The following is a 23,742-nucleotide window of genomic DNA, read 5'->3' as shown; positions in this document are numbered from 1 at the left end:
CCCAGCGCGATTGCCGCATGACCCGCAGCCTCACCCTCCTTCGCCGTCGCCTCGTCGGCAGCGTCTTCGTACTGCTGATTGTCGTCATCGGCACTTTCCTTTTGCTGGAAGCCGCCCCCGGCGACGCGGTCGACGCCTATATCGCCTCGACCGGCGGCGATGCCGGCATGATCGAACTGCTGCGCCATCGTTGGGGCCTTGACCAGTCGGCGCTGACGCGGCTGGCCAACTATCTCTGGGCGCTGCTGCATCTCGACCTCGGCCAATCGGTGAGCTTTTCGCGGCCGATCCGCGACGTCATCCTCGAACGCCTGCCCAACACGCTGCTTTTGATGGGCAGCGCCACCGCGCTCTCCTTCGGGCTCGGCTCGGCACTCGGCATCTATGCCGGCGCCAGGCCCGGCAGCTTTCGCGACCGTTTCCTGTCGATCGGTTCGCTGGCGCTCTATGCCGTTCCCGGCTTTTGGCTCGGGCTGGTGCTGATCATCGTCTTCGCCGTCGACCTGCGCTGGTTCCCGATCGGCGGCATCGAGAGCCTCGCGTCGGCCAAGACCGGCCTCGACCGCGCGGTTGATATCGCCAGCCATCTCGTCCTGCCGGTGTCCGCACTCGGCTTCATCTATCTCGCGCTCTACCTGCGCATGATGCGCGCCGGCATGGCCGAGGTCTGGCGACAGGATTTTGTCCTCGCCGCTCGCGCTAAAGGGCTGTCCCGCCGCCGCATCGTGCTCGCCCACGTTGCCCGCAACGCGCTGTTGCCGCTGGTCACCATGCTCGGCCTGCAATCGGCGCAGATGCTCGGCGGCAGCGTCGTCATCGAAAGCGTCTTTTCCGTGCCCGGCCTTGGCCGGCTGGCGCAGGAAGCAGTGGCGGCGCGAGACACGCCGCTGTTGCTCGGCATCATTCTCACCAGCGCCGTTCTGGTTGTCGTGATAAACCTTCTCGTCGACATCGCCTACGCCTTCCTCGATCCGCGCGTCGGCGCCAACGAGGCGAGCGCGTGAACCCGCTTCGCCGCTTTCTTCGGGCGCCGGAAGCGATCGCCGGCGCGATCATCCTGGTGGCGCTGTTTGCCATGGCGCTGTCGGCGTCGCTGTTCTTCCCCGGCGATCCGCAGGCCATTGCCGGGCCGGCATTGCTGCCGCCCTTTCAGGACTGGTCGCTGCCGCTCGGCACCGACCGGCTCGGCCGTGACGTGCTGGCCGAACTTTTCCACGGCGCCCGCACCTCGCTGGCAGTCGGGCTGGCGGCGGCAGCCGCAGCCATTGCCGTCGGCGCGATAGTCGGCACGCTGGCCGGCTTTACCGGCGGCCTCGTCGACGAAGTCCTTATGCGCATCACTGACGCCTTCCAGACCGTGCCGAGCTTCCTGCTGGCGCTGGCTTTCGTCAGCGTCGTCGGGCCATCGCTCGGCGTCGTCGTCGCGGCGATAGCGCTCGGCGCATGGACCGGTCCGGCGCGCGTAGCGCGAGCCGAAGTGCTGTCGATCCGCGAGCGCGATTTTGTCGCCGGCGCCCGCGTCATCGGCATGCATCCGCTGGAGATCGCCTTTCGCGAAGTGCTGCCCAACGCATTGCCGCCGGTGCTGGCATTGTCGTCGGTGATCGTCGCCGCGGCGATCCTTACTGAAGCGGCATTGTCCTTCCTCGGTCTCGGCGACCCGAACCGCATGACCTGGGGCGGCATGATCGCCGAAGGTCGCGCCGTGCTGCGCGCCGCGCCCTTCCTGTCGATCATTCCGGGCGTAGCGCTCGTGCTGACCGTGCTCGGCGTCTATCTCGCCGGCGAAGGCGCCGTCGAAACGACAGCGGTGAGGAGGAGCCTGTCGTGACGGCACTGCTTTCGATCCGCGATTTGACGGTGAGCTATCGCCGCGATGGCGCCGAGGTGGCGGCGCTGAAACATGTCAACCTCGATGTCGCCGCCGGCGAGCGCCTCGCCATCATCGGCGAGAGCGGCTCGGGCAAGAGCACGCTGGCGCTGGCCATCGCCGGGCTGCTGCCGGCTTCCTCCAGGATTGACGGCTGCCTTGACTGGTTTTTGCCATCGTCGCCATCCGTTGGTGCCAAGGCACCCCCCTCTGAGGGGGGTGTGAAGGAACGCCAGCCATCCGAATTCATTACCCGGTCCACCCACACACCCCTCGGCGGCCGCGACATTGGCTTCGTCTTCCAGGACCCCTCGGCCAGCCTCGATCCGGTGATGTCGGTCGGCGAGCAGATCGCGGAAGTTGCGCACACGCATCTCCGCCTTACTTGGCCGCAATCCTATGCTTGGGCAAAAACCCTGCTCGAACGCGTCCGCCTGTCCGATCCCGATGCCGCCTTGCGCGCCTATCCGCACCAGCTTTCCGGCGGCCAGAAGCAGCGCGTAGCGATCGCCGCCGCGATCGCGGCAGGTCCGAAACTGCTGATCGCCGATGAGGCGACCAGCGCGTTGGACACCATCGTGCAGGCCGAGATCGTCGCGCTGATCCGACAATTGGTGGCCGAGGACGGGATGACGCTGCTGTTCGTCAGCCACGACATCGCGCTGGCCACCGAGCTGGCCGAGCGCATCGCTGTGTTCCGGCACGGCGAGCTGGTCGAGCTCGGTGCGACGGCGCAGATCATTGCTAGCCCGCGCCACGCCTACACAAGAGCGCTGCTCGACGCTCATCTCGGCCCCGACGCCGAACCAATGCTGCGGCCGGCAGGAGCATCGAGGTGAGCCGTCCATTGCTGGCTGTTTCCGGCCTGACCAAACGATATCGTCGCGGCGGCAAGACAATCGCCGCCGTCGATGATGTTTCCTTCGACATCGAGCCCGGCGAGACGCTGGCACTGGCCGGGCCTTCCGGCAGCGGCAAGTCGACCATCGCGCGGCTGCTGCTGCGGCTGATCGAATCGGACGCCGGCCGCATCGAGTTCGAAGGCGGCGATTTCCTGTCCCTGAGCGGCGCTGCCTTGCGTGCCCGGCGTGCTCGTCTGCAAATGGTATTTCAGGACCCGCTCGCCGCCTTCAACCCACGCGCCACCGTCGCGCGCGTGCTCGACGATCCGCTGCGGATCCATGGCATCGCAACCCGATCAGAACGCCCGCGCCGCATCGCCGCTCTGCTCGATCGCGTCGGCCTGAGCACTGATCTCGCCGGCCGCGCCATCCACGAGATCTCGGGCGGCCAGCGCCAGCGCATCGCGATTGCTCGCGCCATCGCGACAAAGCCGTCGCTGATCGTGCTCGACGAAGCGGTGTCCGCGCTCGACCTATCGGTGCGCCGACAAATCCTGCAATTGCTGCTCGATCTGCAGAGCGAGGAACGGATCGCCTATCTGTTCATTTCGCATGATCTCGGCGTTATCAGCGCCATCGCCCATCGTGTCGTCATCCTCGACGCCGGCCGCGTCGCCGAGAGCGGCAACGCCCGTGCGGTCATTGGTGCCCCGCAATCGACGATCGGCAAGGCGCTGGTGACGGCAGCGCCAAAACTGAACCGGACCAGCACGCAAGGCGCGGCCGATCGTCAGTAACCCAGCGCGCAACCATCCTTGCGTGGATCGGACGCGCCGGTAAGCGTGCCCTTGTCCCAGTCGATCAGCACCAGTTGGCCGCCGCCATGCGGCTCGGTTGGGATGGACACGTCGTGGCCTCGCTCGCGCAGGCCGGCGATCGCCTCGGCCGGAACGCCACGCTCCGCCTCCACTGCGTCCTGGCGGTAAAACACCCTCGGCGCATCAAGCGCCTCCTGCGGGTCCATGCCGAAATCGATAATATTGGTGAGCAGGTGGACATGGCCGAACGGCTGGTAGCCGCCGCCCATCACGCCGAACGGCATGATCGCCCGGCCCTTGGCTGTCACCATGCCCGGCATGATGGTGTGCATGGGGCGTTTTCCCGGTGCGATGCGGTTTGGGTGGTCCGCCGCCAGGCGGAAGCTGCTGCCGCGGTTCTGCAGGACGACGCCGGTGCTCGGGCCGACCACCCCGCTGCCGAACGAACCAAAGGTCGAGTTGATGAAGCTGACCGCATTACGATCGCGGTCGACCACGGAGATGTAAACGGTATCGCTCGGCTGAAGCTCAAGCCGAGGCAGATGCGTCATCGCACGCGCCGGATCGATCTCGGCGCGGAGCCGGTCCGCATGGGATCTGGACAACAACTGCTCAACCGGAACATGGACGTGGTTCTGGTCGCCGATGAAATTGTCGCGGTCCTGATAGGCAAGCCGCCCAGCCTCGATCTCGAGGTGAAAGCGCTCGGCGCCGTTCGGTTCCAGCGCGCCTAGCGAGAAGCCTGACAGCACATTCAGCATGATCAGTGCCGTCAGGCCCTGGTTGTTCGGCGGCATCTGATGGATGTCGTAGCCTCGGTAGGACGTACCGACGGGCCTGACATACTCACCCTTCGTGGCCGCAAAATCCTCGAGCGCATGCAGCCCGCCAAGCGCGCGCAGACGCGAGACCATGTCGTCCGCAACCTCGCCTTCGTAAAAGCCGGCGCGGCCACGGCGCGAGACGATGCGCAAGGTGTCGGCCAGTTGCGGCTGCCGGTGCAACTCGCCAGCCTGCGGCGCCCTTCCATCCGGCAGAAATATCCGCGCGGCATGTTCGTCAACGGCAAGCAAGGCAGCACTTTCAGCCCAATCGAAGGCGACGCGGTCTTGGACGACGTAGCCCTGTTCGGCGTAGCGTATGGCAGGTGCGAGCGCGGCGTCGATGCCCTTTCTGCCGTGATTCTCGAGCAGCCGGTACCAGGCGTCAACGGCGCCCGGCACGGTGACCGCGTGCGGACCGGACTCAGGCAGTTCGACATGCCCCCTGTCCAGATACCATTCAGCCGTCGCTGACGCAGGTGCGCGGCCGGAGCCGTTGAAGGCCAGAACCTCGCCTTGGCCGTTGGGACAATAGAGGACAAAACAGTCGCCGCCGATACCGGTCGATTGCGGCTCGACGACCGCCTGCACCGCCGCCGCGCACACGGCTGCATCCATCGCATTACCGCCGGACCGCAGCATCTCGAGCGCCGCCAGTGTCGCCAGAGGGTGCGATGTCGCGGCCATCGCTTCCGTCGCACGAACCGGCGACCGACCGGGGAGTTGAAAATCACGCATGCAGGATCAATAGCCTCCGACCAACCAGATGTGAACTGGCACCGGCAGCCAAAGGGCTGCGCCACCGAGCACCACGACCGACAGTATCATTGCCGTGGCAGCGCCCAACCCTGGAAAACTGACGGCTCAATCAGCGAATTTAAAAACATCCGTGGTGTAATCGGGGTAGGCATCCAGACTGTCGAAAAGCTCGGCCAGGTCAGGGGTGTCAGCCAATATTCCGGACAGGACCAGCGCAGTCGCCACGCCGGCGCCAATTCCGCCGGCGACATCATGTTCGACGCTGTCACCGACACAGACCACGCTGCTTCGGTCCGGGTTGCCCGCCAGCGCCAGCGCGGCGTCGAAGATCGGGGTATAGGGCTTGCCGATACGGGTGACGCTGCCGCCGAGGCTCTCATAGAGATCCGCAAGCTGACCAGCGCCAAAGCGAGGCCCCACGGCGGTCAGCATGATCTTGTCGGGGTTGGTGCAGAAGCACGGCACCTGCCGCATTGCTGCCGGTGCAAAAAGTCTGCGATAGTGATCGATGTCATAGCGATCGCCCTCACTGGCGGCGATCAGCACCAGCTCGGCATCGTCGCCGTCACCGGTCAACGCGAAAGGCAGGCCTTCAATCGCCGAGCGATCGCCCTCGCGGCTGATCAGTAGGCACTTTGTGTTTGGGCGCAGCGTTCCAGATATCGCCATTTCGTGAAAGGACCGCCACGCGATCTCGCCGGAGGAGACAAATTGATCCCAGCTTCCTGGTTGGAAGCCGAGCTTCAGCAAGCGGGCTTCGTTGGGCCGCGCGCGCCTGCCCGAGTTTGAGACCAGCACAATCGTCCTGCCTGCGCGTTTCAGCGCCGACAATGCCTCCACGGCGCCCGGATAAGGGTTTGTGCCATCGTGCAGCACGCCGAACTGATCGAGCAGGAACACCTGATAGCGCTCGACCAGCGCTCCGATGCCATCGACATGTTCAACTGTCTTCGTAATCACAAGAGCCCCGCTTCGATTGCGCCCATCAGCGCCAGCCGCGCCGTGCCGGCGGCCGCCTCGTCCGAAAGCGCCGGCAGAAAATCGACGCCCAGCTTGCGCTGCCGGATCGCGGTCCAGGCGGCGTTTGCCGCACCGCCGCCGACACTTCTGACCGAGTTCAGCCGAGGCGCGCCGAGCTCGGCAAGCCGGCGATAGCCGAGCGCCTCGATCTCGGCAATGCCCTCCAACATTCCTTTCAGATAGTCGGCGTCGTCCGCCGGCCGCGGCGTCAGACGCGGCGGCAGGGCAGGATCGGCTACCGGGAAGCGTTCGCCGACCGCGGGAAGTGGATAATAGTCGAGGCCCGTCTCCGTCATAGGGTCGATCGCCGCACTCAACTCGATGATGCGCGCGAGGGGAAAATGCTGCGCCAGCACCTTGCCGCCCGAATTCGACGCACCACCCGCCAGATAGGCATCTCCCAACCGGTGACTATAGATTCCGAACTGCGGCGCCGAGATCGGCCGGTCGGAGAGGATCTTGATGGTCAGCGAGGACCCCAGAGCGGTGACGCCGTCGCCAACTGCCGTAGCGCCCGTCGCCAGGAATGACGCGCAGCCATCCGTCGTCCCGGCGACCACGGCGACGTCGCGCGCCAGGCCGAACAAATCCGCGGCGCTCGCGGAGAGCGTTCCCGTGATGTCGCCCGGCTTGACGACGCGGGGCAGGAGTTCCATGCGCATGCCGGTCGCCGCGATCCAGTCCGGCCAGCGCCGGGCCTCGACGTCGTAACCGGTTTTCAGGGCATTGTTCTCGTCGCTGACATTGAAACGGCCGGAGAACTGTCCCGCGATCCAGTCGGCCTGATGCAGCACCGCGGCAACGCCGGGCCGTCGCTGGAACCAGAGCGCCTTGGCGAGACCGGACGTCGCCCCAAGTGCTGCGCTCGCTGCCGGCGCGTCGCGCGCGATCACGGCCAGAATAGCGTCGTCGTCGACCTTGTCATTGTACATCAACGGTTCGGCGAGCGGCCGCCCGATGCCGTCGACCGGCAGCAGCGTGCCCGAAGTGCCGTCGACGGCAATCGACCGGACCGCGGCGCGATCGATGCCTGAAAGCAGTTCGGTCAGCGCCGCGCCGACCGCTGACCACCACACTGAGGGGTCGGGGGCGTTCTGGCCAAATCTGTCGAGTGGGACGGCGGAACGCGCGGCAATCGAAAAGTCCGGGCGCATGGCGACGGCGCGCGCACCTGATGTGCCGATGTCGATGCCGATCGAAAGGGGGCCGATCGAAAGCGAGCCCTTCGAACGCGCCATGTCAACTGCCGGCTGCATTGAGTTTCTGGCGGTACTGCTCGGCGTCCCAGTTGATCAGTTCGTCGTTCTCGGCGGCGGTCAGATAGTTCAGCTTCGCCGCGACATCGACCCGCGCCGTCACGTCGGCAAGGCAGCGTTGCATGGCGTCGGCGCCGCCACTCGCGTCGCCGCGCATCAGCACGCCAAGCCCGGGAAACAGGATTGCCACCGGTGCACTGTCGCACCGTTCGGTGACACGCTTCACGTCCTCGCCGGGTCTCGCCACGACCGAACCCTGGCCGAGAAAGATAACGTGATCGGGATAGAGGCTGCCCCCCGACGCCATGCGGCAGCTTTCCGGATCGATCGCGGCCGCATGCGCTTCGACATCCGCCGGCAACCTGTAACCGGTGCGTCCGATGAGCGCCGTCAGTGCAGCAAGGTTGGGCTCCGCCACCTCGCGGGGCGGCCGCGCCAGCAGCCCTGTGACGCGGCGCAGCAGCGCTTCGGCGCCGGCAACGGTCTCGGCTGCGACGACCAGGCCGTGATTGGCAAGGATCAGCATATCGACCCCAGGCCGAAGGCGCTCGGCAATGCCTTGGGCGAGCGGCAGGCCCGGCCGGCGATAGGGAACATACGCCCATTCGAGACCATCGAGGCGCTTGGCGATTTGAGCCTCGCAGTCGGCCTGCACGGCAAGGGAGATGGTGTCGACACAGTGAACATGCAGGACGACGCGCTGCGGCATCAGGGCATGAACCGTGGTCTCGATCGAGGGGCGCAGCCTGCGTGTGTTGAGCGCCTCGATGGCGAAACCCTGCGGCTTATCGGCGGCCGGGTCGCGCTGTTCGACAGCCCTGAGCAGCGGGGCGATCGCCACGGGAACCATAATGTCTTCGGCGAGCGCATTCTTCAACCAAGTACCGGAAGCCTTGATCCATAGCGTGTCGCCAGCCTTCAGCGAAGTGTTGCCGCCCGCGGCCTGGGTCAAATGCGGGTCGCGCCCGATGCTGGCCGAAAGCGACCGCAAAGCAGCCAATTCCTGCGCATCCGCATAGTTTGCCATCGAAATTCCTTCACAAACGGCCGCGTGGCCACGGCTTTGGATATCCCGCTGCCGGGATAACGAGTGATGCTGGTATCGCAGATGCGAGTAAGTTACGTCAATAGTGATCTTATCTAGTCAAATCGAGCTTGCAATCTGATCGGTGTTGAGTAAGTTGCACCAATTGCCGTGGCAATGGCATTTCGGGAGGGTATCCGTTGAGCGACTCCGGCCGCCAGCGTCAGATTGTCGAGTTGTTGCGGGATCGCCCCTTCGCCTCAGTGCGCGAGCTGCAGGAGCGGCTCGGCGTGTCGGCAGCGACGGTGCGGCGCGACATCGACAAGATCGATGAGGCCGGTGAAGCACGAAAGGTCTATGGCGGCATCTCGGCGCTCGATGGCGCCTCGCAGGCGGGCGTCGCCTATGCCAGGCCCTATGACGAGAACCGCGATCTCGCAGTCGAAGCCAAGCGGCAGATCGCGGCTCTCGCCGCGACCATGGTGCGCGATGGCGACGCCGTCATCGTGCATGGCGGTTCGACCTGTTTCCATCTCGGTGCCAAGCTCGCCGACCGCAACATCCGGCTCTACACCAACTCGATGCCGCTCATCGCCTATTTGAGCGACCACGGTCATTGCAGCCTAACCATCGCCGGCGGTGAGCTTCATCGCGAGCCTGGTATCATCCATTCGCTCACCCAGGCCGTGCCGTTCTATGCGTCGAAATTCTTTCTTGGCGCGCAAGGCATCGGCCCGGAGGGCGTGCTGGAATCGCATCCGCTGCTGGTCCGCTCCATCGTCGAACTCAGCCTATGCGCCGACCAGATCGTGGTGCTGGCCGACAGCCGCAAACTGTCGATCCACGCGCGCAACGTCGCGCTGCCTCTGTCCCGCATCGGCACGCTGGTGACCGATGACGGCCTGTCCGATGCGGACGCACGCATGCTCGAAGACGCCGGCGTCATGGTGCGGATCGCCTCTGCCTCTGGAGCCCTGCAGTGAAGGTGGCCGTCCTCGACTTCGGCAAGACCAACTCGAAGCTCTTCGTCTTTGGTCAGGACGGGCAGATTCTCGATGAGCGCCGGACTCAGCCGAACTGGACGCGCAAAGGCGACTTCAGTGTGCTCGACGAGACAGCGCTTCACGAATGGGCGGCTCGCGTCGTCGGCGAAGCGGTCGACAATCATGGTGTGGAAGGATTGATGGTTTCGGGCCACGGCTGCACCTTTGCCTTGGTCGACAATGCGGCGCTGACGCATCCTATTCTCGACTACGAGCAGGAGCCACCTGCTGAGATCGCCGCGCAGATCGATCGCCGCATTCCGGATTTTGCCGAGACTTTCTCGCCGCTCCTGCCGCTCGGCTTCAACTATGGTCGCCACATGCTGTGGCTGAAGGCGGTGCAACCCAGCACGTTCGATGCCGCGAAATCGATCCTCGGCTATCCGCAATACTGGAGCTGGCGCTTTGGTGGCCGGGCGGTGTCGGAGGTTTCCTATCTCGGCTGCCACTCGCATATGTGGGCGCCGCGCAAGCGCGATTTCTCCTCGCTGGTTGACGCCGAAGGATGGCGCGGCCAGATGCCCGCCTTCCAGCGTGCCGGCGTGGTCATCGGCGAGCAGCGCTTCGGCGAGGCGGCGCGGCCGATCGCCATCCACAACGGTGTCCATGACAGCAATGCGGCGCTCCATACCTATCGCCGCCAGGAGCTTGGGCCGGTAACGGTCGTCTCGACCGGCACCTGGGTCGTCGTGCTCAATCCGGACTGCCCGCTCGACGCGCTCGATCGCGATCGCGACATGCTGGTCAATGTCGATGTCGACGGTGGCCCGGTGCCGACCATCCGCTTCATGGGCGGGCGTGAATTCGCGACGATCAGCGCCGGCTGGCAGGGCGCAATCGACCGCTCCACAGTACAGCAGGTGATCGACGCCGGCATCATGGCGCTGCCCAGCTTCGCGCCAGGTGGCCCGATGCCTGGCCATCCCGGCGAACTGGTCGGGCGCACACCCACCGCGGAGGAGCGCGCGGCCGTGGCGCTGCTCTACGTCGCGCTGATGGTCGATCTGTGTCTCGACCTGATCCATTCGAACAACACGGTGATCGTCGATGGCGGGCTGAACAGCGGCGGCCTGCTCGCTAGCCTGCTGGCGCAGCTGCGTCCCAGCCAGGCCTTCATGCAGGGCGCCACGCTGGAGGGCAGCGCCACTGGAGCGGCGGCTCTCGCCTTCGAGAGTGTTGGACGCGAATTTGCCGCCGAGGCGCCGGAGCCTGTTCGTGTTTCAAGCATCACCGGGCTTGCCGGCTATCGCGACAGCTGGCGCGGCCTTTCCGCCGACCGAGGCATCGTTGCTGCAGCAGCGGGAGGCGCGTGATGACCGCCGCTGCCCGAATCGAAACAGTGCGCCAGCCGGTGCTGGAGATGCGGCACATCTCCAAGACGTTCGGCCCGATCCGCGCCTTGCAGGATGTGTCGCTGACCGTTCACGCCGGTGAACTGCACGCGCTGATGGGAGAAAACGGCGCCGGCAAGTCGACGCTGATGAAGGTGCTGTCCGGCGCCTATCGGCCAGATCCCGGCGGCGACATCTTGATCGACGGCGCGCCGGTCGCGACCGGCGACCCGATCAAGGCACGCGCCAACGGCATCGCGGTCATCTATCAGGAGCTGTCGCTGGCGCCCAACCTGACGGTCGCGCAGAACATCTTCCTCGGCAACGAACCGAGACGGTTCGGCATCGTCGACCGCGACCAGTGCAATCGGCGCGCCAAGGAAATCATCGCGCGGCTCGGCGTCTCCTTCTCGGCGCGCGCCTCGGTCTCCAGCCTTTCGCTTGGCGAACGCCAGATGGTCGAAATCGCCCGTGCACTGTCGACCAGCGCGCGCATCATCGTCATGGACGAGCCGACCACCTCGCTGACCTCGCGCGAGACGGACAGGCTGTTCGAGGTGATTGCGACGCTGAAGTCGCAGGGCATCGCCATCATCTACATCAGCCACCGCATGGAAGAGGTCTACCAGCTTGCCGACCGCGTCAGCGTGCTGCGCGACAGCGGCTATGTCGGCACGCTCGATCGCGCCGATCTGAACGCCTCGCGCCTCGTTTCGATGATGGTCGGCCGTGACCTGTCCGCCTTCTACAAAAAAGATCACCGCCCGCCGGACAGCAACCGAGCGATCGCATTGTCGGTGCGCGGCATGTCGGACGGCAATCTCCTGAAGGACTGTTCCTTCGATCTGCACAAGGGCGAAGTGCTGGCGCTGGCGGGCCTTGTCGGTTCGGGTCGCACCGAGCTCGCACGGCTGATCTTCGGCGCCGACAGGCACACATCAGGCACGCTGGAACTCGACGGCAAGCCGATTGCCATCGGCTCGCCGCGCGAGGCGCTGGACGCCGGAATCGCCTATCTCACCGAAGACCGCAAGGAACTCGGTCTCTTCCTCGACATGTCGATTTCCGACAATATCAGCATGGGCGTGCTCGCAAGGGACGCGCAGGCCGGCGGCCTGCGCGACTTCGCCACGGCCGAAAGGCGCGCCGCCAAGGCCGTTTCCGACCTCTCCATCCGCACCAGCTCGGTGCAGGCCAATGCCGGCTCGCTGTCGGGCGGCAACCAGCAGAAGGTGCTGCTCGCCCGCCTGCTCGAAACCGAGCCGCGGGTCCTCATCCTCGACGAGCCGACTCGCGGCGTCGATGTCGGGGCGAAGTCCGAAATCTACCGGCTGATCGACGATCTCGCCAAGAAGGGCATCGCCATCCTGATGATCTCCAGCGAACTGCCGGAGGTGATCGGCGTCGCCGATCGCGTGCTGGTGATGCGCGACGGCACTATCGCTGGCGAAGTTATGGCATCCGCCGGCCAGCCGCTCAGTCAGGAAGCAATCATGGAACTTGCAACGGGAGCGGCCAAGGGATGACCGACAAGGCAACCGAGATCAGCGCGGGTGACCAGGCGGTCGGCAGGAGCCGGCGGCTGCGCACCGCCTTCGCCGCGCTTGGCATGCTGCCGGTCCTGATCCTGCTGGCAGCCGGCTTCCAGTTCATGAACCCGCGCTTTCTCACCGAGACCAACCTGTTGATCGTCACGCAGCAGTCGTCGATCAACATCGTGCTCGCGGCCGGCATGACCTTCGTCATCCTGACCGGCGGCATCGACCTGTCCGTCGGCTCCATTCTTGCCGCCTCGGCGATGGTGGCGGTGATGGTGTCGCTGGTGCCGGAGTGGGGCATGCTCGGCGTGCCGGCGGCCATTCTGGTCGGCCTCGGCTTCGGCGTCATCAACGGACTGCTCGTCGCCTATATCAAGCTGCCGCCCTTCATCGTCACGCTGGGTTCGCTGACAGCCGTGCGCGGCGTCGCCCGCCTGCTCGGCCAGGACACCACGGTGTTCAACTCGGACCTGCCGTTCGACTTCATCGGCAACGGTTCGCTGTTCGGCATCCCCTGGCTGGTCATCATCGCTCTGTCGGTCGTGGTGCTTTCCTGGCTGGTGCTCAAGCGCACCGTGCTCGGCACCTGGATCTATGCCGTCGGCGGCAATGCCGAGGCCGCGCGCCTCACCGGCATCAAGGTGCCGCTGGTGCTGCTCTTCGTCTATGGCGTTTCCGGCCTTCTGGCCGGCCTTGGCGGCGCCATGTCGGCGGCCCGGCTCTACGCGGCCAACGGGCTGCAGCTTGGGCAGTCCTACGAACTCGACGCCATTGCCGCGGTCATTCTCGGCGGCACCAGCTTTGTCGGCGGCGTCGGTTCGATCTGGGGCACGCTGATCGGCGGGCTGATCATCGCAGTGCTCTCCAATGGGCTCATCTTGGCCGGTGTTTCGGACATCTGGCAGTACATCATCAAGGGATTGGTCATCATCGTGGCGGTCGCCCTCGACCGCTACAGGCTCCAGGCAGGAGCAAGAACGTGATTGACCTTAGTCGCCGGCGTCAACGACCCGGTTTCATGTAACGCACCGTGAGAGGCGCGGGGCATCAGGAGGAAAACAATGAAGACCATCGCTAAACTGCTCTGCGGCGTTGCCCTTGCGGCCGTCGTCATCGCACCGGCTTCGGCCAAGGATCTGAACAAGGTAGGCATCTCGGTCGGCCTGCTCGGCAACCCGTTCTTCGTCGCCACCATCAAGGGCATCGAGGACGCCGCCAAGAAGATCAACCCTAATGTCGAGGTGACGTCGGTGTCGGCCGACTACGACCTCAACAAGCAGGTCTCGCAGGTCGACTCCTTCATCGCCGCCGGCGTCGACGTGATCATGCTCAACGCCGTCGATGCCAAGGCGATCGCACCGGCGGTGAAGAAGGCGCAGGCGGCGGGCATCGTGGTTGCCGCTTTCGATGTTTCGGCGCCGGGCGCCGACGTCACCGTGATGACCAACAACGTCAAGGCCGGCGAAGCGGCTTGCCAGTATCTGATCGACCACACCGGCGGCAAGGGCGACTATGTCATCCTGAACGGCCCGGCATCGTCGTCGATCCTGGAGCGGGTCAAGGGCTGCAAGGACGTGCTGGCGAAGCACCCGGATATCAAGATCCTCTCCGACGACCAGAACGCCGAAGGCTCGCGCGACGGCGGCCTGAAGGTGTTCCAGTCGCTACTGACCCGTTTCGACAAGATCGACGCGGTGTTCGCCATCAATGATCCGACGGCGATCGGCGCCCAGCTTGCGGCCAAGCAGCTCAACCGCTCGGAGTTCATCTTCACCGCGGTCGACGGCGCGCCCGATATCGAGAAGGAACTCTCTTCCGGCACCTCGATGATCAAGGCCTCGGCCTCGCAAGATCCTTACGTCATGGCTGGCCAGTCGCTGCAGATGGCGGCTGAGGTGCTCGCCGGCAAAAAGCCGGCCGAGGCGACGGTACTGCTCGACCCGCAGCTGATCACAGCCGAGAACTTGAAGGACTACAAGGGCTGGACCGCAGCCCGCTAAGGCCTCCCAAGGCTGGTGCGGCCGGGATGACCGGCCGCACCTTTTTTGTCTGAGCATCGGATTTTCCCAAAACCGGTTTCCACTTTTGGGTCCGATGCTCTCGACCAGCAGGAGACGATCATGTCGCGCATTGGAATCCATTCTTTCGTCTGGTCGGCAAGCTCGGCGCAAGGCGACCTCGAACGGACGCTGGCCAACACCAAAGAGGCCGGCTTTGACCTGATCGAATTCTCCTATCTCGACCCTGCGAATGTCGATGTTGGCGGGCTGGCCAGGCGCATCGCCGACCTCGACCTCGGCGTGGCGATCAGCATCGGACTGCCGGCCGACGGCGACATTTCAAGCGCCGACAAGGCGATTGCGGCGCACGGCGTCGAAATCCTGAAACGTACGATCGCGCTCACCCGCGATCTCGGCGGCCGGAAGGTCGCCGGCATCCTCAGCACCAGCCACGGATTGCAGACTGAGGCGCCGACGCGCGATCAATGGAACCGCAGTGCTGCCACGCTCGCCAAGGTCGCGGAGACCGCCAAGGCCGCCGGCGTCACGCTCAACCTCGAGATCGTCAACCGCTTCGAGAGCAACCTGCTCAACACCGCCGCACAAGGGCTAGCCTTCATCGAGGACACCGGCTCCGACAACATCTTCCTGCATCTCGACACTTTCCACATGAATATCGAGGAGGCCGATGTCGGGCTGGCCATCCGCCACGCCGCGAAGAAGATCGGCTATGTCCATATCGGCGAGAGCCATCGCGGCTTCCTCGGTACAGGCAACATCGACTTCGCCGCGATCTTCGATGCGCTGACCGCGATCGGCTATAGCGACGACCTCAGCTTCGAATCCTTCTCGTCGGAGATCGTCGACGAGAACCTGTCGAAGAAAACCGCCATCTGGCGCAATCTGTGGACCGACAATATGGAACTGGCCCGGCATGCGCGCCGCTTCATAGCCATCGGGCTGGAGACGGCACGGCGCAAGGCCGAGCTTGTTTCGTCAAGCCATCGACCTTAGCACCACTTCCCGTTTGCGATCCTCAGGCCAGATCAAAACGCTCCACGGCGCGCATGATGCCACGCAGCTCGGCTAGGCCTTTCAGGCGGCCGATCAGCGAGTAGCCGGGGTTGATCCTGGTCTTGCCGATATCGTCGGCGAGCAGATGGCCATGATCGGGACGCATGGGAATCCGCCAGTCGGCGCGACCTTCCCTACTGCGGCGCGTCTCTTCCTGCATCAAAGCGAGGATGACATGCGCCATGTCAGTGCCGCCCTCCAGATGCTCGGCTTCATAGAAGGAGCCGTCATCCTCGATGGTTACATTGCGCAGATGGACGAAATGGATCCGGTCGGCGAATTCCTTGACCATGCCGACAATGTCGTTGTCTGCGCGCGTACCGTAGGAGCCGGTGCAGAATGTCAGGCCGTTTGCCGGACTGCCGACTGCGCTGAGGATGAAACGCGCGTCCTCGGCGGTCGAGACGATCCGTGGCAAGCCATAGAGTGAGAATGGTGGGTCGTCGGGATGGATGCACATGCGCACCCCCTCCTCCTCGGCCACGGGAATGATCTCGTGCAAAAACCAGGCAAGATTGTTGCGCAACTCCTTCGGCCCGATCGAATCGTATTCCGCCAATGCCTCGCGAAAGCTTTCCCGGTTGTAGCTGCGCTCGGTTGCTGGCAGGCCAGCGATGAGATTGCGCTCGATCCTGTCGATCTGCTCGTCGTTCAGCGCCTTGAAGCGTAATTCCGCCTCTGCGATACGTGCCGCGCTGTAGCTGGCCTCGGCATTCCTGCGCTTCAGGACGAACAGGTCGTATGCGGCAAAATCGATCGCGTCGAAACGCAGGGCGTAGCCCGTCGTTGGAAGCCGATAGGCAAGGTCGGTGCGGGTCCAGTCGACCACAGGCATGAAGTTGTAGCAAATGGTCTTTATGCCGGCTTTCGCCAGCGCACGGATCGTGTCCTTGTACCAGCCAACATAGCGAACCCGTTCCGCCGAGCCGATCTTGATCGAATTGTGGACGGGAATGCTCTCCACGACAGACCAGGTCAGCCCTTCGGCCTCGATGATCCGCTTGCGCTCCAGGATATCCGCCAAAGGCCAGGCGCGGCCGTCATAGATATTATGCAGGGCGGATACGACGCCCGTGGCTCCGGCCTGCTTGACATGATCGAGCGTCACCGGGTCGTCAGGGCCATACCAGCGCCAGCATTGTTCCATCGAGGCTTTCCTTTGCGATAAAACAGAACCGTATTGTTGGGCCACAATGGAAGTCAAATTAAAGGAGTCTGCGCAATGAAGGATTTCGACGGCAAGATCGCTCTGGTGACGGGGACGACCGGGATCGGCCTGGCAACCGCCAGACGTCTTGCGGCGGGCGGCGCGGCGATCATCGCCTGCGGCATCGACCGCGCGGCCAACGCGGCGATGACAGCGGAACTGGACAGCTCCGGAGCGGGGGCGCTGGTCATGGCCGTCGACGTCTCCGTGCCGGATCAGGTTCGCGATGCGGTCGCGGCCGGTGTCGAGCGGTTCGGCGGCCTCGATATCATCGTCAATTCCGCGGCGGTCCATCCATATGGAACCGCTGTTAGCACCGATTTCGACACCTGGAACCAGGCGATGTCCGTCAATGTCGGCTCGATCTACCTGACCGCGCATTTCGGTATTCCCGAGATGATGAAGAGAGGCGGCGGCGCCGTCGTCAACGTGGCTTCGGTGCAGGGCTTCGCCTGCCAGCAGAACGTCGCCGCCTATGCTACGACCAAGGGCGCCATCCACACCCTGACGCGCTCTCTGGCGCTTGACTACGCGCGCTCCGGCATTCGCGTCAATTCCGTCAGCCCGGGCTCGATCCGCACCCCGATCCTGGAAAAGGCGGCGCGCGGCGAGAATGGCACCGACGCCGATGTCGAGGCCGCCTACAGGCGCTTCGGCGAAGCCCACCCCATCGGACGCATCGGCGAGCCCGAGGAAGTGGCGGAACTCATCGCCTTTCTGTGTTCGTCGAAAGCCGGGTTCTGCACCGGTGCGGACTACAGGATCGATGGCGGCCTGACGGCCGGCATCGGCGTGAAGTAGAAACAGGAAGATCGGTCTCGGCCGGCAAACCAATGACGCTTAACATGCGCGAGTTTGCATACTGCACTTGCAGCCGGTTCAACCGTCTGATTCCCTTGGTTACGCTGGGCTGTCCTGATTCGCTCACTGTCCAAAGTCTTTGCAGTGCGCCAGGAGCAAGCCTTCCACCGACCGCTGCGCTGGCGCATTCAATGGGAGAGACGGCAAATGAACACTGCAACGAGGCCGGCAATCTCGGAGATGAGGCCCAAAATATCCGTCATCGGGGTTGGCGGCGGTGGCGGCAACGCCATCAACAACATGATCGCCGAAGGCTTGCAGGGCACCGAATTTATCGTCGCCAACACCGATGCTCAGGCGCTCACCATGTCGAAGGCAACGCGGCTGATCCAATTGGGAGCGCACGTCACGGAAGGCCTTGGTGCAGGATCCCTGCCCGAGGTCGGCCATGCCGCGGCCGTGGAATCGATCGACGAAATCATGGACCATCTTGCGGGAACGCATATGTGTTTCGTGACCGCGGGCATGGGAGGCGGAACCGGAACTGGTGCAGCACCGGTCATAGCGCAGGCCGCGCGCAACGCGGGAATACTGACCGTGGCCGTCGTCACCAAGCCGTTCGTCTTCGAAGGGAACCGTCGAATGCATGCCGCCAATGAGGGCATCGAGCGGCTCCGCGAAAGCGCCGATACCGTCATCGTCATCCCGAACCAGAACCTCTTCAGGATCGCCGATGCCAGGACGACCTTCGCGGACGCGTTCGCCATGGCGGATCGCGTCCTCTACGCCGGCGTCGGCTGTATCACCGATCTCATCGTCAAGGAAGGGCTGATCAATCTCGACTTTGCCGATGTGAAGTCGGTGATGCGCGATATGGGTCGCGCGATGATGGGAACCGGCGAAGCCACCGGGGAGGACCGCGCCAGGAAGGCGGCCGAAGCAGCGATCGCAAACCCGCTTCTCGACGAAGCGTCGATGATGGGCGCCAAGGGCGTCCTTGTCTCGATATCGGGTGGCACTGATATGACGCTGTTCGAGGTCGACGAAGCTGCCACCCGCATCCGCGAGGAGGTCGACGCCGACGCCGATATCATCGTCGGCGCCATTTTCGACAAGGCGCTCGCCGGAAAATTCAGGGTGTCGGTTGTTGCGACGGGATTGCGTCGCGGGCTCGAGATACCGCTGACGGCGGGATTGGAAAACCGTGTGAATTGATCAACAAAAGAAATTCATGGCCTGGCAGCGCCGGTTGGAATGTCGGGCGAACAAGTGACGCCGGCATCAAAGAAAACCCCGGCAACCATTCGAGATTGCTGGGGGTTTATGCCGAAACTGGTTGCCGGGACAGGACTTGACTTTCTTTCTCTGTCCAGCTGTGTCGGCTCGCCTCCCTTGCAGGCCCTGATGAGGATCAAAAACCGAGCGCGGCAGGCCGCAAACGCAAAACGGCCCGCACTGAGGCGGGCCGTTTTGGGTATTTGGTTGCGGGGACACGCAACCACCGATGCCGACATTTGGTAACCACGCCGATATGACGACGGCTTGTGCATCGATGATAGTCGAAAATCCCTCTAGGGTTCGAGGCCCGGAGGACGTATTCAACTCTTGATTGAGAGAGGCTTTTCGTGGGCTGGGATCGTTACGCTATTCAGGCGGTACATAGAGACCTACTCCTTGAGGTCGACCCTGTAGCGATTCTTACCATGCAGGGAAGCAATGGCGAAGCTTCCCAAAGCGAGGCCTTTAACGGCAGCTTTGGCTGTTCGATGAAAGCGTCCAACGGCCACAGGCAATCGTTCGTCTACAGTTCTCGAAGGCCTTAATGGGGCCGCTTGCGGCCTGACGGGTTTCGGGATGTAATCGGCGATAGCCGCCATTCCTGCTATCTTAAGCCATTTGGCCCCTTGCCCAATAACGCTGATCCTGAGATGTATTTGCCGGAGCGGTTCCGTAGGAGAAAGTAGAAAATCAGACGTTCAGACTGCGGGTACCAGGGTTGCGAACTGACCCTAAGTGGTCATCTGATCCATGTATGGTTGCATCGATGCTAAGATGTCGTGGAAATCCTCCTTCTGCAGCACAGACAATTTTTCGGTGAACTCTATCACCTTGCCGTCTACAATGGTTCGACCGTGAAGAGAAACCGTGCCGAGGATCGTCTGAGCGTCGTCCGGACGAGCAGCCACGATCAGGTCAATCATGGCACCCACATTGGTCGCGTCTTGATCCTGCTGGTTGGGACTATCCACGACGATCGGAGCGAGGAGGGATGTCGAATGCTTGTATATCGTGCGCAGGATCGCGAGGAAATATGCCAGTAGTGCTCTTGGCAGGTCGCTGCCTGTTTCCGAAATCTTGGCGGGGATCTTCGTGATCTCATCAGCGCTGTAGTTGGTGACGTCTAACCGCTTAAGGTAGCCGAGCACGAGGCCGGAATAGTATTGAACGATTTCTTCGCGGCGCTTCTTGTCCTTGATTTTGCGCAGCCTTTCATCGATTTTCTCGATCTTGCCCAACAAGTCGGCGATCTGATCGTCAAGCTCTTCGATCTGTCCATCGAACAGGTTGGACGCAATGTGTCGCCCTCGACTTTCGATGACCTCAAACAGGCTGACATCCCCCTTCTTTGCATCAAGAGATGCCTGGACTTCGGCAAGCGCTCGATCGGCCTCATGGACTTCGGACTCTGCCTTGACGGCTTGGGACGTCAACGCACCGACTTTCTGCCTGGCTTCAGTGATGAACTCAAAGCAGGCTTCACGATCCTCAATAATGCCGTAACGGTTGGCGAAGTCGTTGCGATGAGCGGTTCCGCATGTAGGGCAAAAAACCTCTTCAGGTAGATCACCAGCGAACCTGGCATCCTTCTCCAACTCAGCGATCGACGCTCTGACTACCTGCATTTGCTGTTCGATGATCATCCGCTGATCTAGAATCTCGGAGAGCTTGCTAGCGCGATCCTGCCGCACCCCCCTAATCTGCTTGAGGCGCGTAAGGAGGCCTTCAATCGCCTGTTCGTGACCCTCTATTGATAGTTCAAGTCCATCGAACGAGGCTTGGAGGTTGAAGCGCTCGATCGCTTTCTGCACGACCCGGCGATCAGCCACTAGCCCTTTCTGGTCAACTTGCAGCCCCCGTTTGTCGGCCTCAAGTTCATAGTATTCGTTTGGTAGGATGCCGGTGTGGAACTCTAACAACGCTTTCCGGAAGTCCGTGTACTGGGAAAGGTTGGCGAACGAGTCCAACGGCTTCGCCCAACCGGAGTCCTGGTCCATGTAGAACGGCAGGAACGTATAGGCGGGTGGAGGGGTTTCAGGCTCACCCTTCCGATTTGAGAGCACCAGTTTGAAATCCAACAGTCGACTCAGAAAGGGCGCTAGCTCTCTTGTGACTTGACTGGTTGCGAGCAAGAGCTCGCCATCGGCGTCGAAAATACCGAATGCGTCATGGTCACGAAGGATCCGGTAGCGGCGACCGTCGACAGTAAAAGTGAGAAGGGCCTTGATGTTCGCCTTCGCCCAAGTCGGGTGGATTTTTGCCGACGATGCACCGAGAGCCCAGTAGAGGCTCTTTATAACAGAGGATTTGCCGACGTCATTCGCCCCCTTGATCACCGTCAATAGAGGGTGGAACTCGATTTTGCGAGCTTTGCGCTCTAGCCGCGACAACAACTCCAGAGTCTCGAAGCGCAGTTTTTTCATCGTTCTTCTTCCGGAGATTCCTGATCAGCAGTTGGTACCGAAGGTCTTCGTTTGTACTCATCTTTTCAGCTCGTAAAGTATAGCCGCTTTCACAAATGCGTCGTTGGTGCCGGCTTTCCATTCGGTCACGATTGGCCGGACCTCAGTGATAACCGCATTGATGAGCGCCAAAAGATCGTCGGCCTTATCGATTGCCTCGTCGACAATTCCGCGCACTCGCTCCGTGAAAGCGATAGTTGCGGCATTCGACCGGGAACGGAGGGTGATCTCGTACTCCCGCCAAGCTCGCTCAATCCTAGTCTTCTCAGCTAATGGCAGGTGGAGTTCGTTAGCCACAGCTGTCCAATCCGGTCTTCTTTCATGCTGGTCCTGCGCCTGAGACAACCACTTCAGCATGTCCGCCCGCGTAACGAATTTCGAAGCCTTGAGCTGGTCAAAGCTGCTAAGGTCGGCCAGGGACTTAGAACGTCGGCGGCAATAATCGTTCAGCGCCAAGGCAAACGGCTTGGGCGGTATATGCGAGCCAAGTTCCTGCTCTAGGAACGCAGCGATCCGCCCGACGACGGTGTTTTCATAGTTCGACAGGTTCAGGTCGGAGAAGACGAAGAAAAAGAGGCTTGTATGTTTGAGGTCTTTGAAGCCGGCTGACTCCGAGCTCAGCTCCGTCACAAATTTGGCAAGCTTCTTTTTCTCGGCCTTGGTGAAACCTTCCTCGCCGTGGACAACGATCACGTCGGGGAGCGGCTGATTGCTCACGAACGCGAGTTTCTCAACAATCGCCCCGAACCGAACGAAGTTGTCGAACATCTTGCCGGCAAACGAACTTTTCTTGGCGCCCTTTGACGTCGGGCGGCTGGTTATCTGGGCAAAAGACCAGTTACCGGATTTCTTGGTCTTGACCTGGTAGAAGATCGCGCTCGTTGGCGCATCGGCCTCGTCGAGGGAGACAATGTCGTCATGAAATTCGAAGGCGACGGCGTAGTTTTTCCCTTCCGCGTGCAAATCTAAAAGACGCGACAGGCCCCACGCTGTCTGGTAGTCGAAACGGTCATACGCTGTCCGCCCGCCCTCTTCGCGTTGCGAAACCGTCAGCAGCGAATCCTTGACGCTCAAAAAGACCACCCCCCAACCCCGGAAATGAAAAGCAAATTACGCTTCCCTTTTCAAGCTCTCAATATCGCGCCTGCGAGATATTGACCAAGAATTATTGACCACCCTTCGGAGCGACTCCGACATCACTGAACGAACCCTCAACTGTCCAATATTCCGTGTCGCTACATAAGATGTAAGCGTCCGCTCATTGGCGCAGCCACCACCTCCAGTGTGGCAGCTGGCCATTTCTGCTTTCAGGAAGCTGCAAACGGCGGACATGCGGCGCAGAGCTGGCAGGCTTTTAGACTAGACTAGCCGGCTCAACCGTCAGGATCCGGTTTGGCAAAGAGCGAGACGGTTAGATGTTTGATCCCAGATTTTGATGGGGCATCCTTGTCCTCCGAATCAAGGGATGCGCTATGGGCCAGGTTCTTCATGGGGAGCGCCACGACGACAGAGGCGATCCGTCGAGCGATACAGCATAGTCAAGAGAGCCTGAGAGCGCTGCCGAAGCGCTACGGCATCAACCAGAAGACTGTTGCCAAATGGCGGGAACGGACCTCGGTGGCCGATCTGCCGACCGGTCCGAGGGAGCCTAGAATCGACGGTGCTCTTGCCCGAGGAGGAGGCCGTCATCGTCGCCTTCCGGCGCTACACTCTGTTGCCACTTGATGACTGCCTCTATGCCCTACAACCTACGATCCCACACCTGACGCGCTCGTCACTGCATCGCTGTCTGCAGCGCCACGGCATCAGCCGCCTGCCGGATGTTGAAGGCGACAGGCCGGCCAAGAAGAAGTTCAAGAGCGATCCGATCGGCTACTTCCGCATCGACGTCGCCGAGGTGCGCACCGAACAGGGCAAGCTGCACATGTTCGTCGCGATCGATCGCACCTCGAAGTTCGCCTTCGTCGAACTGCATGAGAAGGCCACCACCGCCGTCTCAAGAGACTTCTTGCTGCGCCTGATCGCGGCCGTTCCCTACAAGATCCACACCGTGCTCACCGACAACGGCATCCAGTTCACGACGCCCGGCGCCGGCGGTTCGGCCGTGCCATTGATCAAGGAAGCCATCGCAAACGGCGAACGCTTCTGGGTCCATGCTTTCGAATACGCCTGCGCCCACGAACGACATCGAGCACCGAACAACCAAGGCAAGACATCCGTGGACCAACGGCCAGGTCGAGAGGATGAACCGGACCATCAAGGATGCGATTGTCAGGCGCTTCTATTACGAGAGCGACGACCAACTCCGCCAGCACCTTGCCGACTTCATCTCGGTCTACAACTTCGGTCGCAGACTCAAGACCGTCAAAGGCCTCACACCCTATGAGCTCATCTGTAAGGTTTGGGCCGCACAGCCCGAACGGTTCAAGCTTAATCCGCTCCAGCAAATGCCGGGACTAAACAGCTAGTAGAGAGGGTCCCTGCGAGTTCTGCAAGGAAAGGGCCAGCCGGTCCGCCTCCGACAGCATGAACTATCCGATCACGGATCGCCGTTCGTCAATGCAAGGGATCCGGGCGGAGGATCAGCGCTTTCTGCTC

19 protein-coding genes and 1 pseudogene are annotated in these 23,742 nt (G+C 62.6%); 13 read left to right on the top strand and 7 right to left on the bottom strand.

The genetic code is table 11. The features are described from left to right. Nucleotides 1-17: 17 nt before the first annotated feature. From ACWUKX_RS11700 to ACWUKX_RS11685, 4 genes are read left to right on the top strand one after another with little or no spacing between them, the layout of a single operon-like run. Complete coding sequence (locus ACWUKX_RS11700) at nt 18-1,004, top strand: ABC transporter permease (protein ID WP_287113182.1); 987 nt, start codon at nt 18-20, stop codon at nt 1,002-1,004. After that, complete coding sequence (locus ACWUKX_RS11695; RefSeq protein ID WP_456006824.1) at nt 1,001-1,831, top strand: ABC transporter permease; 831 nt, start codon at nt 1,001-1,003, stop codon at nt 1,829-1,831. The genes ACWUKX_RS11700 and ACWUKX_RS11695 overlap by 4 nt, the downstream gene beginning before the upstream one ends. Continuing rightward, nucleotides 1,828-2,709, top strand: a complete 882-nt coding sequence (locus tag ACWUKX_RS11690) for an ABC transporter ATP-binding protein (protein WP_456006822.1) — start codon at nt 1,828-1,830, stop codon at nt 2,707-2,709. The genes ACWUKX_RS11695 and ACWUKX_RS11690 overlap by 4 nt, the downstream gene beginning before the upstream one ends. Continuing rightward, a complete protein-coding gene (locus ACWUKX_RS11685) occupies nt 2,706-3,509 on the top strand; it encodes an ABC transporter ATP-binding protein (protein ID WP_456006820.1) in 804 nt (267 codons plus the stop codon). Before ACWUKX_RS11690 ends, ACWUKX_RS11685 begins: the two co-directional genes overlap by 4 nt. Here the strand turns inward: ACWUKX_RS11685 and ggt are convergent. From ggt to ACWUKX_RS11665, 4 genes are all read right to left on the bottom strand, one after another. Beyond that, nucleotides 3,503-5,089 carry a gamma-glutamyltransferase gene (gene ggt, locus ACWUKX_RS11680; RefSeq protein ID WP_456006817.1) on the bottom strand — a complete coding sequence of 529 codons (1,587 nt, stop codon included), beginning with the start codon at nt 5,087-5,089 and terminating at the stop codon, nt 3,503-3,505. The two genes, ACWUKX_RS11685 and ggt, sit on opposite strands and share 7 nt — an antisense overlap. 126 nt (nt 5,090-5,215) lie before the next feature. Next, nucleotides 5,216-6,070: a TIGR01459 family HAD-type hydrolase gene (locus tag ACWUKX_RS11675; protein WP_127209088.1), complete on the bottom strand. Its 855-nt coding sequence runs from the start codon at nt 6,068-6,070 to the stop codon at nt 5,216-5,218. Beyond that, nucleotides 6,067-7,368: an FGGY-family carbohydrate kinase gene (locus ACWUKX_RS11670; RefSeq protein WP_456006814.1), complete on the bottom strand. Its 1,302-nt coding sequence runs from the start codon at nt 7,366-7,368 to the stop codon at nt 6,067-6,069. The genes ACWUKX_RS11675 and ACWUKX_RS11670 overlap by 4 nt, the downstream gene beginning before the upstream one ends. Before the next feature lies 1 nt (nt 7,369). Beyond that, nucleotides 7,370-8,413 carry a class II aldolase/adducin family protein gene (locus ACWUKX_RS11665; protein ID WP_095520315.1) on the bottom strand — a complete coding sequence of 348 codons (1,044 nt, stop codon included), beginning with the start codon at nt 8,411-8,413 and terminating at the stop codon, nt 7,370-7,372. Nucleotides 8,414-8,610: 197 nt separating this feature from the next. Between ACWUKX_RS11665 and ACWUKX_RS11660 the strand changes: the two genes are divergently transcribed. The 6 genes from ACWUKX_RS11660 to ACWUKX_RS11635 all read left to right on the top strand — a co-directional run bounded on the left by ACWUKX_RS11660 (nt 8,611) and on the right by ACWUKX_RS11635 (nt 15,336). Continuing rightward, nucleotides 8,611-9,393, top strand: coding sequence for a DeoR/GlpR family DNA-binding transcription regulator (locus tag ACWUKX_RS11660; protein WP_029348331.1), 783 nt, complete (start codon nt 8,611-8,613; stop codon nt 9,391-9,393). Then, complete coding sequence (locus tag ACWUKX_RS11655) at nt 9,390-10,766, top strand: FGGY-family carbohydrate kinase (protein WP_456006811.1); 1,377 nt, start codon at nt 9,390-9,392, stop codon at nt 10,764-10,766. The genes ACWUKX_RS11660 and ACWUKX_RS11655 overlap by 4 nt, the downstream gene beginning before the upstream one ends. Further along, nucleotides 10,766-12,310 carry a sugar ABC transporter ATP-binding protein gene (locus tag ACWUKX_RS11650; protein ID WP_456006809.1) on the top strand — a complete coding sequence of 515 codons (1,545 nt, stop codon included), beginning with the start codon at nt 10,766-10,768 and terminating at the stop codon, nt 12,308-12,310. Before ACWUKX_RS11655 ends, ACWUKX_RS11650 begins: the two co-directional genes overlap by 1 nt. Beyond that, on the top strand, nt 12,307-13,305 hold the full coding sequence (locus tag ACWUKX_RS11645; protein ID WP_065009780.1) for an ABC transporter permease subunit: 999 nt from the start codon (nt 12,307-12,309) through the stop codon (nt 13,303-13,305). The genes ACWUKX_RS11650 and ACWUKX_RS11645 overlap by 4 nt, the downstream gene beginning before the upstream one ends. 78 nt (nt 13,306-13,383) lie before the next feature. Beyond that, a complete protein-coding gene (locus ACWUKX_RS11640; protein WP_456006807.1) occupies nt 13,384-14,322 on the top strand; it encodes an ABC transporter substrate-binding protein in 939 nt (312 codons plus the stop codon). Nucleotides 14,323-14,442: 120 nt separating this feature from the next. Next, the gene (locus ACWUKX_RS11635) at nt 14,443-15,336 is read left to right on the top strand and encodes a sugar phosphate isomerase/epimerase family protein (RefSeq protein ID WP_456006804.1); all 894 of its coding nucleotides are present in this window, start codon (nt 14,443-14,445) and stop codon (nt 15,334-15,336) included. Nucleotides 15,337-15,358: 22 nt separating this feature from the next. Here the strand turns inward: ACWUKX_RS11635 and uxuA are convergent, their stop codons facing one another. Then, nucleotides 15,359-16,543, bottom strand: a complete 1,185-nt coding sequence (gene uxuA / locus ACWUKX_RS11630; RefSeq protein ID WP_455840716.1) for a mannonate dehydratase — start codon at nt 16,541-16,543, stop codon at nt 15,359-15,361. A gap of 75 nt (nt 16,544-16,618) precedes the next feature. On the opposite strand from uxuA, the gene ACWUKX_RS11625 reads away from it, so the two are divergent. Together ACWUKX_RS11625 and ftsZ are read left to right on the top strand one after the other, a co-directional pair. Beyond that, nucleotides 16,619-17,404, top strand: a complete 786-nt coding sequence (locus ACWUKX_RS11625; protein WP_029348339.1) for an SDR family NAD(P)-dependent oxidoreductase — start codon at nt 16,619-16,621, stop codon at nt 17,402-17,404. A 207-nt stretch (nt 17,405-17,611) separates the two neighbouring features. After that, the gene (ftsZ, locus tag ACWUKX_RS11620) at nt 17,612-18,619 is read left to right on the top strand and encodes a cell division protein FtsZ (RefSeq protein WP_029348340.1); all 1,008 of its coding nucleotides are present in this window, start codon (nt 17,612-17,614) and stop codon (nt 18,617-18,619) included. 794 nt (nt 18,620-19,413) lie between these two features. Here the strand turns inward: ftsZ and ACWUKX_RS11615 are convergent. Together ACWUKX_RS11615 and ACWUKX_RS11610 are read right to left on the bottom strand one after the other, a co-directional pair. Then, entirely contained in the window at nt 19,414-21,105 is a 1,692-nt protein-coding gene (locus ACWUKX_RS11615) for a hypothetical protein (protein ID WP_456006800.1), read from the bottom strand. A gap of 57 nt (nt 21,106-21,162) precedes the next feature. Next, nucleotides 21,163-22,218: a dsDNA nuclease domain-containing protein gene (locus tag ACWUKX_RS11610; protein WP_456006797.1), complete on the bottom strand. Its 1,056-nt coding sequence runs from the start codon at nt 22,216-22,218 to the stop codon at nt 21,163-21,165. Between the two features lie 398 nt (nt 22,219-22,616). On the opposite strand from ACWUKX_RS11610, the pseudogene ACWUKX_RS11605 reads away from it, so the two are divergent. After that, nucleotides 22,617-23,612, top strand: a pseudogene (locus ACWUKX_RS11605) (IS481 family transposase). The last annotated feature ends 130 nt before the right edge of the window (nt 23,613-23,742 follow it).

The organism is Mesorhizobium sp. f-mel, from assembly GCF_053850215.1.
Note: the sequence above shows the minus strand (reverse complement) of the source record. Positions and strands in the feature narration are given on the sequence as shown.

Bases quoted from the DNA above. Each gene is read 5' to 3' on its own strand.
- ACWUKX_RS11700 (WP_287113182.1), top strand. From the start codon at position 18: ATGACCCGCAGCCTCACCCTCCTTCGCCGTCGCCTCGTCGGCAGCGTC.
- ggt (WP_456006817.1), bottom strand. From the start codon at position 5,089: ATGCGTGATTTTCAACTCCCCGGTCGGTCGCCGGTTCGTGCGACGGAA.
- ACWUKX_RS11670 (WP_456006814.1), bottom strand. From the start codon at position 7,368: ATGGCGCGTTCGAAGGGCTCGCTTTCGATCGGCCCCCTTTCGATCGGC.
- ACWUKX_RS11665 (WP_095520315.1), bottom strand. From the start codon at position 8,413: ATGGCAAACTATGCGGATGCGCAGGAATTGGCTGCTTTGCGGTCGCTT.
- ACWUKX_RS11650 (WP_456006809.1), top strand. From the start codon at position 10,766: ATGACCGCCGCTGCCCGAATCGAAACAGTGCGCCAGCCGGTGCTGGAG.
- ACWUKX_RS11645 (WP_065009780.1), top strand. From the start codon at position 12,307: ATGACCGACAAGGCAACCGAGATCAGCGCGGGTGACCAGGCGGTCGGC.
- ACWUKX_RS11640 (WP_456006807.1), top strand. From the start codon at position 13,384: ATGAAGACCATCGCTAAACTGCTCTGCGGCGTTGCCCTTGCGGCCGTC.
- ACWUKX_RS11635 (WP_456006804.1), top strand. From the start codon at position 14,443: ATGTCGCGCATTGGAATCCATTCTTTCGTCTGGTCGGCAAGCTCGGCG.
- uxuA (WP_455840716.1), bottom strand. From the start codon at position 16,543: ATGGAACAATGCTGGCGCTGGTATGGCCCTGACGACCCGGTGACGCTC.
- ACWUKX_RS11625 (WP_029348339.1), top strand. From the start codon at position 16,619: ATGAAGGATTTCGACGGCAAGATCGCTCTGGTGACGGGGACGACCGGG.
- ftsZ (WP_029348340.1), top strand. From the start codon at position 17,612: ATGAACACTGCAACGAGGCCGGCAATCTCGGAGATGAGGCCCAAAATA.
- ACWUKX_RS11615 (WP_456006800.1), bottom strand. From the start codon at position 21,105: ATGAAAAAACTGCGCTTCGAGACTCTGGAGTTGTTGTCGCGGCTAGAG.